Below are 11924 nucleotides of genomic sequence, written 5' to 3'. Positions count from 1 at the left end.
GCCGGCCAGGGCGAAGCCGCGGGCGGCGACGCCGCGGCGGGCGCGGCACCGACCGTGAACTGCCCCGACGTGACCGGCCTGCCGGCCATCCCGGCGCAGGCACAGGCCGAGGTCACCCGCAACCTGGAGCTGCTCGACACGCAGATCGCCGAGGCGAACAAGCGGCTGGCGTCGAGCGTCGGCGAGGGCGGCTCGAACTTCATCCGCAACGCGATCCTCGGCCCGCTGCAGGACAAGCGGGTCGCGGTGCTCAACCGGATCGAGACGGCGATCGGCCGCGCCGCGGCCCGGCCGGAGGGCCTGGAGCGGTTCGCGCCCTGCGGCCTCAACCAGTAACGACCCGATGATCGGCGGGGCCACCTCGGTGGCCCCGCCGCTCGTTGTGCGGGGCCGTCCGCACCGGCGAGAATCCTCACCGTGGAGATCTGGATCAACCCGCAGTGCTCGAAGTGCCGGAACGCCCTGGAACTCCTCGACGCCGCGGGCAGCGAGTACACCGTCCGGCGCTACCTCGAACAGCCGCCCACCGGGGCCGAGATCGAGGAGGTGCTCACGCGCCTGGACATGGAACCGTGGCACCTCGTCCGGCTCGGCGAACCCGTCGCCGAGGAACTCGGTGTCAGGGACTGGCCCCGGGACGACGCCTCGCGGTCCCGCTGGCTGCAGGCCCTGGCCCGGCACCCGGAACTGATCCAGCGGCCGATCATCACCACCGACGACGGCGCCACCGTCGCGCGTACCCCGGACGCCGTCCAGGCGGCCATCGAAGCCCAGCAGGCGTGATGCGCCGCCCGGCTAGCCTGGGCACCGATGACGATCATGCGGTGGTGTCTCGCGGTGGCCGTGCTCGTCCCGCTCGCCGTCGTCGGCGCGGAGACGCCGGTCGCGGACCGTCCACCCGCGACCTCCCCGGCGCCGGGGCCCGGTAGCAGCCTTCCGCCCTGCGTGACGGCGGCCGTCGGGGCGATGTCGCTCGAGGAGCGCGTCGGCCAGGTGCTGATGGTCGGCGTCTCGGTGAACGCGCCGCGCCGGCTCGGGCCGCTGGTGGCCCGCTACCACCTCGGCGGCGTCTTCCTCTCCGGTCGCAGCTCGCGTCCCGCCGGCGACCTTCGCGCGGACATCGTCGCCCTGCAGCGCCGCGCCGCCCCGCCCCTGCTCGTCGCCGTCGACCAGGAGGGCTGGAGCGTGCAGACCCTGAAGGGACCCGACTTCCCGGTGATCCCGGCGGCGGAGCGCCTCGGCGGCGGACCGCGGCAGGAACTGCGGCGGGCCGTCGCCGACACCGCCGGGCGCCTGGCGGGGATCGGCGTCACCGTCAATCTCGGGCCGGTCGCCGACACCGTGCCGGCCGGCCTGGGCGAGGGCAACCCGCCCATCGGCGCGTTCCACCGGCAGTACGGCTCCGACCCCGGCCCGGTCGCCGAGGACGTCCGCACGGTCGTGGCCGCGTCGCAGGGCGCGGGCGTGCTGACGATCCTCAAGCACTTCCCGGGGCTCGGCCGGGTGCATGCCAACACCGACACGTCCACCCGGGCGGTCGACCGCACCGCGACCGCCGACGACGAATACCTGCGCCCGTTCGCGGACGGCATGCGGCAGGGCTCGGCCGGGGTGATGATCTCGCTGGCGTCGTATCCCCGGCTGGACCCCACGACCATCGCGGCGTTCTCCCGGCCGATCGTCACGGGCCTGCTGCGCGAGCGGCTGGGCTACACCGGCCTGGTCATGTCCGACGACCTGGGCGCGGCGGACGCCGTCGAGTCGGTGCCGGACGGCGACCGGGCGGTGCGCTTCGTGGACGCGGGCGGCGACCTGGTGCTGACGATCCGCCCGCAGAACGTCTCGGCGATGACCGCGTCGCTGCTCGCCGCCGCGCGCCGGTCCCCGGTCTTCGCGGCCCGGGTGGCCGACGCGGCCGGCCACGTCCTGCAGGCCAAGTACCGCGCGCACCTGCTCGGCTGCCCGGCACCGGCGGCGCCGGGTTAGCAACCGTCGTGCCACCGGATACCCCTTCATCGGAAGCGGCCCTCGGCGATGGGGAGGTTGTCAAGTCTTAACCACTATGTGGGAGCAGCCATGAGGGCGATCGCAACCCGGTTGACCGGTGAGACGCGCGACTTCGGCGCGCACGAGCTCATCGTGACCAAGACGGACCTCAAGGGCCGCCTGACGTACACCAACGACGTTTTCCTGCGCATCTCGGTATACGACGAGCGCGACGTCATCGGTCGGCCGCACAGCATCATCCGGCACCCCGACATGCCGAAGGTGATCTTCAAGCTGCTGTGGGACTCCCTCACGGCGGGCCAGGAGATCTTCGCGTACGTGGTGAACCTCGCCAGCGACGGCGTCGCCTACTGGGTGCTCGCGCACGTCACGCCGTCGTTCGGCGCCGACGGCCGGATCGTGGGCTACCACTCCTCCCGGCGGCTGCCCGAGCCACGCGCGGTCGAGGCCGCCGCGGCGCTCTACGCGCGCCTGCGGGCCGAGGAGGAACGCCTCGGCGGGCAGGCCGGCCTCGCCGCCTCGTGGCAACTTCTGCAGGACATGCTCGCCGAGCGCGGCCAGACATACGACGAGTTCGTATGGGAACTCACCAACGCAGGAGCGGGCGCATGAGCCGCGGGAAGGCCGGCACGACGCAGGAACAGCAGGCGCTGGCCGTGCTGGCCGAGATCGCGGCGCGGGCCGCCGACGGCGAACTCGAGGCCCGGGTGCCGCGGCTCGGCGACACCCGCAGGCGGCCGCCGCCCGGCAGGCCTGAACGCGGCGGCGACGCGAACCTAGGACCCGCTCCGGGCCGGCGGCGGCGCCGTCGGGGTCGGGGTGGGTGCCGGCCCGTACGGCACGGTCGCGCTCGTGCTCGAGTTCCACGCCGCGTCGTACGCGATGATCCGGACCATCGGGTAGGCGCCGCTGACGGAGACCGTCGCCGTCGGCTCGCTGACCTTGGCGAGCAACCGGGTCTCGTCGATGTTGACGGTCAGCAGCACGTGATACTCCCGGACGCCGACGTTGTCGGTCGCTGGTGCCCAGGTCAGGACGCCCCGGCCGTCGGCGGTGGTGCCGCTCAGCACCGGGTTGCCGGGCGCCGTCGGCGCCACCTTGTCGTCGCCGGAGCGCGGGAAGCTGGGCGGCTGCGGGATGCTGGTGCGCCCCGAGATCGGCGAGACGTTGCCGGCGGCGTCGCGCGCCGCGACCGCGAAGTGGATGTAGGCCGCGGTCGGGCCGAGCGGCAGAGTGATCGGCCCGGTGCCGGTGACCGTGCGCACCGGGTACTGCTGGTAGAACTGCTCGCCGCTGTAGACCACGTAGTCGACCACGCCGACGTTGTCGACCGTGGGCGACCAGGAGATCGTCGCGGTGGTCGGCGTGACGTCGACGACGCGGGGCCTTCCGGGGGTGAGCGGGGCCTGGGTGTCCGGCGCGGTGGCCACGTAGGACCCGACGACGACGTCGTCGAACGAGGCGCCGGCGTACGTCGTGCAGAGCGCGGCGCGGCCGCGGGCGAGGCGGGTGTCGGTGGCGGACAGCATCGGCTCGCCGTTGACCACGCCGGTGAGGGTGGCGCCCTTGACGATCAGGGTCAGCGACCGCCAGATCTGCGTCGCGACCGGGTAGGCCGCGGTGGCGAGCGCGGTCGACCGGCCGCCGGTCACCCGGCCGATCTCGACGGTGCCGTCGGCGCGGGTCACCAGGTAGTAGTGGCTGCCGTCGCTCTGCACCCGGGCCTGCACGCCGGCCGACGAGCCGGCGTCACGGTAGGCGGCGGGCCGGACCCGGGCGGACACCGCGTAGTCCGTCCAGGACTGGTCGCCGGCCCGGGCGACGGCCCTGGCGTTCACGTCGTCCTGGAGCAGGCTCGCCTCGGCGACCGACCAGCGGCCGCCGGACGTCCGCCATCCGGCCGCGTCGCCGTCGGCGAAGTCGTCGCTCAGCAGCACCGGCGCCGCCGCCGCGGCCGGGGCGGCCGGCCCCGCGACGATCATCGCGGCCGCCAGCCCCGCGCCGAGCAGCCGGCGCGCCCAGGTGTGAACCTCTGCCCCCATGCGGACTCCTACCCTCGGTTCCCGGAACTCCAGGCTTCACATTCGCATACATCGATGTCGAAGCCCTAGGGCGAATTGTTTCGAAAACCGGTGGGGTCAGGGCGTCCGGAGCGGTATGACCTCCGGGGCGCCGAGGCGCGCGGCGTCGGCCGTCTCGTCGTCCGGCTGCTCCTGCGACGCGCGTTCCGCCTCGACGCGCAGCCGGTAGTGCCGCACCTCCCGTTCCGTCTGCTCGGCGGTCCAGCCCAGGACCGGGCCCATCAGGTCGGCCGCCACCGGCGCGGCCGCGATGCCGCGGTCGAACGTCCCGATCGAGATCCGGGTACGCCGGGTGAGCACGTCCTCCAGGTGCCGGGCGCCCTCGTGGCTGGCCGCGTACACGAGTTCGGCGCGCAGGTGGTCCTCCGCGCCCTCGACCGGCTTGCCCAGGCCCGGATCGGCCCGGATCAGGTCGAGCAGCTCGTCGATCAGCGAGCCGTACCGGCCGAGCAGGTGCTCCACCCGGGCGACGTGCAGCCCGGAGGAGTCCGCGAGCAGCCGGCGGCGGTTCCACAGCGCGGTGTATCCCTCGGCGCCCAGCAGCGGCACCCGTTCCGTGCACGAGCGGGGCACCGAGCGGCCGAGGCCGTGCACCGCGGCGTCCACCGCGTCGCGGGCCATCACCCGGTACGTCGTGTACTTGCCGCCCGCCACCACGACCAGGCCCGGTGTCGGGCTGGCGACGGTGTGCTCGCGGGACAGCTTCGACGTGGACTCCGACTCGCCGGAGAGCAGCGGGCGCAGCCCGGCGTAGACGCCCTGCACGTCGGTGCGGCTCAGCGGCGTGGCCAGCACCCGGTTGACCTGGTCGAGCAGGTAGTCGATGTCGGTGCTGGACGCGGCCGGGTGCGCCTTGTCCAGGGTCCAGTCGGTGTCGGTGGTGCCGATGATCCAGTGCCGGCCCCACGGGATGATGAACAGCACGCTGCTCGCGGTGCGGCTGATCAGGCCCGTCGAGGACTGGATGCGGTCGCGGGGCACGATCAGGTGGATGCCCTTCGACGCCCGCACGTGGAACAGGCCGCGCTCGCCGACCAGCGCCTGGGTGTCGTCGGTCCATACGCCCGTGGCGTTGATGACCTGCTGGGCCCGTACCTCGAAGGTCCTGTCGTGCTCGAGGTCGTGCACCCGTACGCCGGTGACGCGCTCGCCCTCGCGCAGGAAGCCCACCACCTCCGCGCGGGACGCGACGTGCGCGCCGTACGCCGCGGCCGTGCGCGCCAGGAACATGGTGTGCCGGGCGTCGTCGAGCTGGGCGTCGTAGTACTGCAGCGCGCCGACCAGCGCGTCGCGCCGCAGCGCCGGGCAGACCCGCAGGGCGCCGCGCCGCGACAGGTGCCGGTGGCGGGGCAGGCCCGGTGCGGCGGCGGCCATCGTGTCGTAGAGCAGCACCCCGGCTCCGGCGTAGAGCCGTTCCCAGCCGCGGTGCTGCAGGGGGTAGAGGAACGGGACCGGCCGGGCCAGGTGCGGCGCGAGCCGGGTGAGTATCAGCCCGCGCTCCCGCAGGGCCTCCCGGACCAGGGCGAAGTCCAGCATCTCCAGGTAGCGCAGGCCGCCGTGGATGAGCTTGCTGGACCGGCTGGAGGTGCCCGAGGCGAAGTCGCGCGCCTCGAGCAGGCCGACGGAAAGGCCGCGGGTGGCGGCGTCGAGGGCGCAGCCCGCGCCCACCACCCCGCCACCCACGACGAGCACGTCGACCTCGCTGTCGGCCAGCGCGGAGAGCGCAGCTTCCCGGCTGGCTGGAGAGAGATTGATATTAATCAACGTCGACCCAATCGAGAGTTCGCTGCACGGCCTTCTTCCACCGGCCGTATCCCTGTTCCCGCTGTTCCGGCGTCCATGCCGGCTGCCAGCGCTGCGACTCGTTCCAGTTGTCGCGCAGCTCGTCGGTCGACTTCCAGAAGCCGACCGCGAGCCCGGCCGCGTAGGCGGCGCCGAGCGCGGTGGTCTCGGCCACGACCGGCCGGCTCACCGCGACGCCGAGCACGTCCGCCTGGATCTGCATGCACAGCGAGTTGGCCGTGATGCCGCCGTCCACCTTGAGCACGTCCAGGGTGACGCCGGAGTCCTGCGCCATCGCCTCGACGACGTCGCGGCTCTGGTAGCAGATGGACTCCAGGGCGGCCCGGGCCAGGTGCGCGCTGGTGTTGAAGCGCGACAGCCCGACGATCGCGCCGCGGGCGTCCGAGCGCCAGTAGGGCGCGAACAGCCCGGAGAACGCCGGCACGAAGTAGACGCCGCCGGTGTCCTCGACCGTCGAGGCCAGGGTCTCGCTCTCCGAGGCCTCGTTGATGATGTGCAACTGGTCGCGCAGCCACTGCACCGCCGAGCCGGTGACCGCGATCGAGCCCTCGAGGGCGTAGACGGGCGCGGCGTCGCCGAGCTTGTAGCAGACCGTGGTGAGCAGGCCGTTGTTCGAGCGCACCAGCTCCGTGCCGGTGTTGAGCAGCATGAAGTTGCCCGTACCGTAGGTGTTCTTGGCCTCGCCGGGCGCGAAGCAGACCTGGCCGACCGTGGCCGCCTGCTGGTCGCCGAGGTCGCCGGTGAGCGGGACGTCGCCGCCCAGCGGGCCCTTCGCGTGCGCCATGCCGTAGGTGTTGGGGTCCGACGACGGCCGGATCTCCGGGAGCATCTGCCGGGGGATGCCGAAGAACGAGAGCAGCTCGTCGTCCCAGTCCAGGGTCTCGAGGTTCATCAGCATCGTGCGGCTGGCGTTGGTCACGTCCGTGACGTGGTTGCCGCCCTCGACGCCGCCGGTGAGGTGCCAGAGCAGCCAGCTGTCGGTGTTGCCGAAGACCGCGTCGCCGCGCTCGGCCGCCTCGCGGACCCCGTCGACGTTCTCCAGGATCCACTGGATCTTGCCGCCGGAGAAGTAGGTGGCCGGCGGCAGGCCGGCCTTGCGTCGGATGACGTCGCCGCGGCCGTCGCGGTCGAGCGCCGAGGCGATCCGGTCGGTGCGGGTGTCCTGCCAGACGATCGCGTTGTAGTAGGGGCGCCCGGTGCGCCGGTCCCACACCACCGTCGTCTCGCGCTGGTTGGTGACGCCCAGCGCGGCCAGGTCGCTCGCCTGCAGGTTGGCCTGCTGCATCGCGGTGCGCATGACCGAGACGGTCCGGTCCCAGATCTCGATCGGGTTGTGCTCCACCCAGCCGGCCTGCGGCAGGATCTGCTGGTGCTCGAGCTGGTGGCGGCCGACCTCGTTCCCACCGTGATCAAAGATCATGAATCGGGTGCTGGTCGTGCCCTGGTCTACGGCGGCGACGAAGTCAGCCACGGTTTGCCTCCACGTGCTCGGTTGGCGGTGTCGGAATTCTGCCGGGCTCCGGCGGGCCGGCCATCGGCAGGAACCGTCCTACCAGTCCCTGATAGAGACCGGCGCCCACGATCCCGCCGATGATCGGGCCGATGATCGGGACCCAGAAGTACAGGTAACCCGTCTGATCTCGGAACGCGCCACCGTATCCGGTGAAGAAGCTGGCGAGTCGCGGCCCGAAGTCACGCGCGGGGTTGATCGCATAGCCGGCGTTGGTGCCCCAGGCCATGCCGATGGCGACGACGATCAGGCCGATGATGAACGGCGCCAGGTTGGCGCCCGGGGGAGTGCTCGCCGCGTCGGTGACCGCCAGGATGAGGAACAGCAGGATGGCGGTGCCGATGACCTGGTCGCGCAGCGCGCCCCACTCGTTGACCGGCAATGCCCCATTGCCCGGCAGGGTGGAGAACACCCCTTGCGTCTTGATGGTGAGGCCGGGGTCGGCCGCGTGCAGCGCCTCGGTGTAGTTCCAGCGCACCAGCAGGGCGGCGACGAACGCGCCGAGGAACTGGGCCAGGGAGTAGGGCGCCACCTTGCGCCATTCGAAGCCCTTGAAGACCGCGAGCGCGATGGTGACCGCCGGGTTGAGGTGCGCGCCGCTGATCCGGCCCGCCACGTAGACGCCGAACACGACGCCCAGGCCCCAGGCCCAGGCGATGCTGTCGTGGTCGCCGAAGCCGCCGGCCACCACCTGCGCGACGACGCCGCAGCCGAAGAGAATGAGGATCATGGTCCCGGCGAACTCGGCGGCGAGTTCGCCGAGCAATCCCGGGATCTTCAGTCGTTCTGCCATGTGCCCTCCAGGGTCCGATGTGACCCGACGCTATGGACGCGCACGGGCACCGGCAATGAACGGCGTTCGACATTGTCGAACGCTCAGCGTGCGCGCGTCGTTACGGATTGGCATAGCATCCGAAACGTGCCCGGCACGGTGCAGTCGATCGAGCGAGCGGCCGCGATCCTGCGGATGCTCGCCGGTGGCACGGGCCGGCTGGGCCTTGGCGAGATCGCAAAATCCCTCGATCTCGCCAAGGGGACGACCCACGGCATCCTGCGTACGCTGCAACATGTCGGCTTCGTCGAGCAGGACCGGGTGTCCGGCCGATACCAGCTCGGCGCGGCCCTGCTGCACCTCGGCACCAGCTATCTGGACATCAACGAACTGCGCTCCCGATCGATCAACTGGGCGGACCCGCTCGCCGCGCGCAGCGGCGAGGCCGTCCGGATCGGCACCGTCCTCGAGGGCCGGGTGCTGGTCGTGCACCACGTGTTCCGGCCCGACGACACGTTCCAGACCCTGGACATCGGCACGCTCCTGCCGCTGCACGCCACCGCGCTGGGCAAGGTGCTGCTCGCGTACCGGTCCGCGCTGCCGCCCGCGGAGCTCGAACGGTTCACCCGGCGCACGGTCGTCTCGCCCCGCGAACTCGCCGCGGCCCTGGAGCAGGTGCGGCTGGCCGGGTGGGGCGCGGAGATCGAGGAGCTCACCCTCGGCGAGGCGGCGATCGCCGCGCCGATCCGGGGGTACGGCGGCCTGGTCGTCGGCGCGATCGGCGTCTCGGGCCTCGTCGAACGGATGTGCGACACCAGGTACCGGCCGCACCCGCGACTGGTCGGCTACGTCCGGGACGCCGCCCGCGCGGTCTCCCGGGATCTCGGGGCCGCCCGGCACTGAGACCTAAGGGGAGGCACCGATGACCGAGCGCTACGTGGTCGCCATCGACCAGGGCACCACATCGACGCGGTGCATCGTGTTCGATCGCCGCGGCCAGCTCGTCTCCCTGGCTCAGCAGGAGCACAAGCAGCACTTCCCGAGGCCCGGCTGGGTCGAGCACGACGCGGCGGAGATCTGGCGCAACGTCGAGCGGCTCGGTCCCCTCGCCCTGAACCGCGCCGGGATCACCACCGAGCAGGTCGCCGCCGTCGGGATCGCCAACCAGCGCGAGACCACCGTGCTCTGGGACCGGCACACCGGCGTGCCGGTCGGCCGGGCCATCGTCTGGCAGGACACCCGCACCGACGCCCTGGTCAACGCGCTGCTGGCCGCGCCCGGCGCCGACGAGGTGCAGGAGCGCTGCGGCCTGCCGCTGGCCACGTACTTCTCCGGGCCGCGGATGAGCTGGATGCTCGATCACACGCCCGGGCTGCGGGAACGCGCCGAGCGCGGCGAGGTGCTCTTCGGCACGATGGAGACCTGGCTGATCTGGAACCTCACCGGCGGCCTGCACGTCACCGACGTCACCAACGCCAGCCGCACGATGCTGCTGGACGTGCGCAGCCTGCGATGGTCGCCGCAGGCGTGCGAGTTCTTCGGCATCCCCCCGGCGATGCTGCCGGAGGTGCGGGCGTCGGTCGCGGTCTTCGGCACGGCCGAGGCCGCGTTCCCGGGCGTACGCATCGGCGCCGCGCTCGGCGACCAGCAGGCCGCGCTGTTCGGGCAGACCTGCTTCACCCCCGGCGAGGCCAAATGCACGTACGGGACCGGGAGCTTCCTGCTGCTCAACACGGGTACGGAGCTGGTCCGCTCGACGCACGGGCTGCTCACCACGGTCGCGTACCAGCTCGCCGGCGAGCCCGCCCAGTACGCCCTGGAGGGCTCGATCGCGATCACCGGCTCGCTGGTGCAGTGGTTCCGCGACCAGCTGGAGCTGATCGCCAGCGCGCCGGAGATCGAGACCCTGGCCCGCACCGTCAGCGACAACGGCGGCTGCTACATCGTCCCGGCCTTCTCCGGCCTGTACGCGCCGCACTGGCGCAGCGAGGCCCGCGGCGTGATCGTGGGGCTGACCTCCTACATCACCAAGGGTCACCTGGCCCGGGCGGTGCTGGAGGCGACCGCCTGGCAGACCCGCGAGGTCGTCGACGCGATGAACGCCAACTCCGGGCTGACCCTCAAGACGCTCAAGGTCGACGGCGGGATGACCGCGGACAACCTGCTGATGCAGTTCATCGCCGACGTGCTGGACGTGCCGGTGGTGCGGCCGCTGGCCAGCGAGACGGTGTCGCTGGGCGCCGCGTACGCCGCGGGTCTCGCGGTCGGCTACTGGCCGGACCTGGAGGATCTGCGGCGCAACTGGCACCGGGCGGCACAGTGGATGCCGGCGATGGACCCGGTGCTGCGCGACCGCGAGTACGACAACTGGCGCCGGGCCGTCGAGCGCACCTTCGACTGGATCAAACCCGCCTGACGGCCGCACGCCCGGTCGGCGTACGGCCGTCGGTGGTGGTGCGGGGTCAGCTGCTCAGGAAGCTGCGGACCTGCGACAACACCGTCGTGTCGGTGAGGTAGCCGAGGTGGGTCTGGCACAGCACCGCGTTGTTGGTCGCGCCGCTGAGCACCGTGCTGGTGTAGGGGATGATGATGCCGTCGCACGCCGAGTACCAGGTGGCGTACCGCGTCGCGCCGGGCGTCTCGTCGCCGGCGCTGAGGGTGTTGATGAACGCCGAGCCCGGGTACATCTGCTGGCAGGTGACGTAGATCAGGCAGGCGCCCGCGGACGTGGTGCCGTGGTTGGCGCCGGCCAGCGATGCCAGGTGGTTGACGTACTGCGCGCCGCCCAGCTGCTTGAGGTACCAGAGGCTGACCAGGCCGCCCATCGAGTGGTTCACGATGTCGACCTTGGCGGCACCGGTGCGGCTGCGGACCTGGCTGACGAAGGTGGCCAGCCCGCGGGCGTTGGTCACGTTGTCGCCGTAGGAGTTGTACTCGTAGGCGTACAGCTCGCTGCTGCTGTAGCCCGCGGCCCGGAACACGCTCTGGGCGGTGGCCCAGTTCGAGGCGCTGCCGGTGAAGCCGTGCACGAAGACGACCGGGGTGCGTGCGGCCGCGGCGGCGGGGGCCGCGGGCGCGACCGCGATCGCGGCCACGACGGCGAGCAGGATTGCGAACGTCCGGCGCAAGGGAACCTCCAGGGGGCATCGATGGTCTTCGCAGCCTGCGCCGGCAACAGTTTTGACACATCGGTGAAATCACCGGCCTTGCGTTGGTGGGTGATCACGCCGGAAACTGGGTCGCATGGTAATTGCACCAATAGTGCAAGAAGCCCTTGATGACGGCGCCTGCCGGGATCTGCTGGCCGAGCGCCTGCCCGGCCTGCCCGAGGAGGTGCTCACCGCGCTGATCCGGCTCGCGGGCGGCGACCCCGACGTCCTGATCGAGCTCGCCGGGACGCTGACGCCTGGGCAGATCCGCGGCAGCCTGCCGCCGCCGTGCACCCTGCCGCTGACCAGCCCGCTCGGCCGCTCCTGCCGCGCCGCCGTCGCCGGGCTGCCCGCCCCGGCCCGCCGCGCCCTGCTGCTCGCCGCCGCGGACCCGGACCTGACCGCCGGCGAGCTGCTGGCCGCGACCGGCACCGAGGACCTCGTCGCCGCCGAGCAGGCGTGCCTGGTCACGGTCACCGCCACCGAGGTGCAGTTCCTGCCGGCCGTGCTGCGCGCGGTCGTCTACTACGACGCCCCGCACGCGCGGCGCCGGGCCGCCCACCTGGACCTCGCCGGCCTGCTGGGCCGGCGCGGCGAACGGC

10 protein-coding genes and 2 pseudogenes are annotated in these 11924 nt (G+C 72.3%); 7 read left to right on the top strand and 5 right to left on the bottom strand.

The genetic code is table 11. From position 1 onward, the window contains the following. The 4 genes and pseudogenes from AB0F10_RS40490 to AB0F10_RS40475 all read left to right on the top strand — a co-directional run. Nucleotides 1–336, top strand: a pseudogene (locus AB0F10_RS40490) (hypothetical protein); the annotation flags it as partial. 81 nt (nt 337–417) lie between these two features. Continuing rightward, nucleotides 418–783, top strand: a complete 366-nt coding sequence (locus AB0F10_RS40485; RefSeq protein ID WP_360638295.1) for an arsenate reductase family protein — start codon at nt 418–420, stop codon at nt 781–783. 27 nt (nt 784–810) lie between these two features. Next, nucleotides 811–1986, top strand: a complete 1176-nt coding sequence (locus AB0F10_RS40480; RefSeq protein WP_360638292.1) for a glycoside hydrolase family 3 N-terminal domain-containing protein — start codon at nt 811–813, stop codon at nt 1984–1986. A 90-nt stretch (nt 1987–2076) separates the two neighbouring features. Further along, on the top strand, nt 2077–2619 hold the full coding sequence (locus AB0F10_RS40475; RefSeq protein ID WP_360638289.1) for a PAS domain-containing protein: 543 nt from the start codon (nt 2077–2079) through the stop codon (nt 2617–2619). Nucleotides 2620–2783: 164 nt separating this feature from the next. Here AB0F10_RS40475 and AB0F10_RS40470 read toward each other — a convergent pair whose 3' ends face one another. The 4 genes from AB0F10_RS40470 to AB0F10_RS40455 all read right to left on the bottom strand — a co-directional run bounded on the left by AB0F10_RS40470 (nt 2784) and on the right by AB0F10_RS40455 (nt 8194). Continuing rightward, nucleotides 2784–4049: a hypothetical protein gene (locus AB0F10_RS40470; protein ID WP_360638287.1), complete on the bottom strand. Its 1266-nt coding sequence runs from the start codon at nt 4047–4049 to the stop codon at nt 2784–2786. Nucleotides 4050–4145: 96 nt separating this feature from the next. Then, the gene (locus AB0F10_RS40465) at nt 4146–5852 is read right to left on the bottom strand and encodes a glycerol-3-phosphate dehydrogenase/oxidase (RefSeq protein WP_360638284.1); all 1707 of its coding nucleotides are present in this window, start codon (nt 5850–5852) and stop codon (nt 4146–4148) included. Next, nucleotides 5845–7362: a glycerol kinase GlpK gene (gene glpK / locus AB0F10_RS40460; protein ID WP_360638281.1), complete on the bottom strand. Its 1518-nt coding sequence runs from the start codon at nt 7360–7362 to the stop codon at nt 5845–5847. The genes AB0F10_RS40465 and glpK (AB0F10_RS40460) overlap by 8 nt, the downstream gene beginning before the upstream one ends. Beyond that, nucleotides 7355–8194 carry an MIP/aquaporin family protein gene (locus tag AB0F10_RS40455; RefSeq protein WP_360638278.1) on the bottom strand — a complete coding sequence of 280 codons (840 nt, stop codon included), beginning with the start codon at nt 8192–8194 and terminating at the stop codon, nt 7355–7357. The genes glpK (AB0F10_RS40460) and AB0F10_RS40455 overlap by 8 nt, the downstream gene beginning before the upstream one ends. 126 nt (nt 8195–8320) lie before the next feature. Between AB0F10_RS40455 and AB0F10_RS40450 the strand changes: the two genes are divergently transcribed. Then, nucleotides 8321–9076, top strand: a complete 756-nt coding sequence (locus tag AB0F10_RS40450) for an IclR family transcriptional regulator (protein WP_360638275.1) — start codon at nt 8321–8323, stop codon at nt 9074–9076. A gap of 19 nt (nt 9077–9095) precedes the next feature. Next, a complete protein-coding gene (glpK, locus tag AB0F10_RS40445; RefSeq protein ID WP_360638272.1) occupies nt 9096–10589 on the top strand; it encodes a glycerol kinase GlpK in 1494 nt (497 codons plus the stop codon). 46 nt (nt 10590–10635) lie between these two features. Here the strand turns inward: glpK (AB0F10_RS40445) and AB0F10_RS40440 are convergent, their stop codons facing one another. Further along, complete coding sequence (locus tag AB0F10_RS40440) at nt 10636–11301, bottom strand: alpha/beta fold hydrolase (RefSeq protein ID WP_360638269.1); 666 nt, start codon at nt 11299–11301, stop codon at nt 10636–10638. Between the two features lie 133 nt (nt 11302–11434). On the opposite strand from AB0F10_RS40440, the pseudogene AB0F10_RS40435 reads away from it, so the two are divergent. Next, a pseudogene (locus tag AB0F10_RS40435) lies at nt 11435–11924 on the top strand (helix-turn-helix transcriptional regulator); the annotation flags it as partial.

Origin of the sequence: Actinoplanes sp. NPDC026623, assembly GCF_040638275.1 — a bacterium.
GTDB lineage: Bacteria > Actinomycetota > Actinomycetes > Mycobacteriales > Micromonosporaceae > Actinoplanes.
The sequence above is the reverse complement of the archived record's forward strand: the minus strand, read 5'-3'. Positions and strand labels throughout refer to the sequence as shown.

Coding starts and splice junctions, on each gene's coding strand:
- AB0F10_RS40475 (WP_360638289.1), top strand. CDS start 2,077: ATGAGGGCGATCGCAACCCGGTTGACCGGTGAGACGCGCGACTTCGGC.
- AB0F10_RS40470 (WP_360638287.1), bottom strand. CDS start 4,049: ATGGGGGCAGAGGTTCACACCTGGGCGCGCCGGCTGCTCGGCGCGGGG.
- AB0F10_RS40455 (WP_360638278.1), bottom strand. CDS start 8,194: ATGGCAGAACGACTGAAGATCCCGGGATTGCTCGGCGAACTCGCCGCC.
- AB0F10_RS40480 (WP_360638292.1), top strand. CDS start 811: ATGACGATCATGCGGTGGTGTCTCGCGGTGGCCGTGCTCGTCCCGCTC.
- glpK (WP_360638272.1), top strand. CDS start 9,096: ATGACCGAGCGCTACGTGGTCGCCATCGACCAGGGCACCACATCGACG.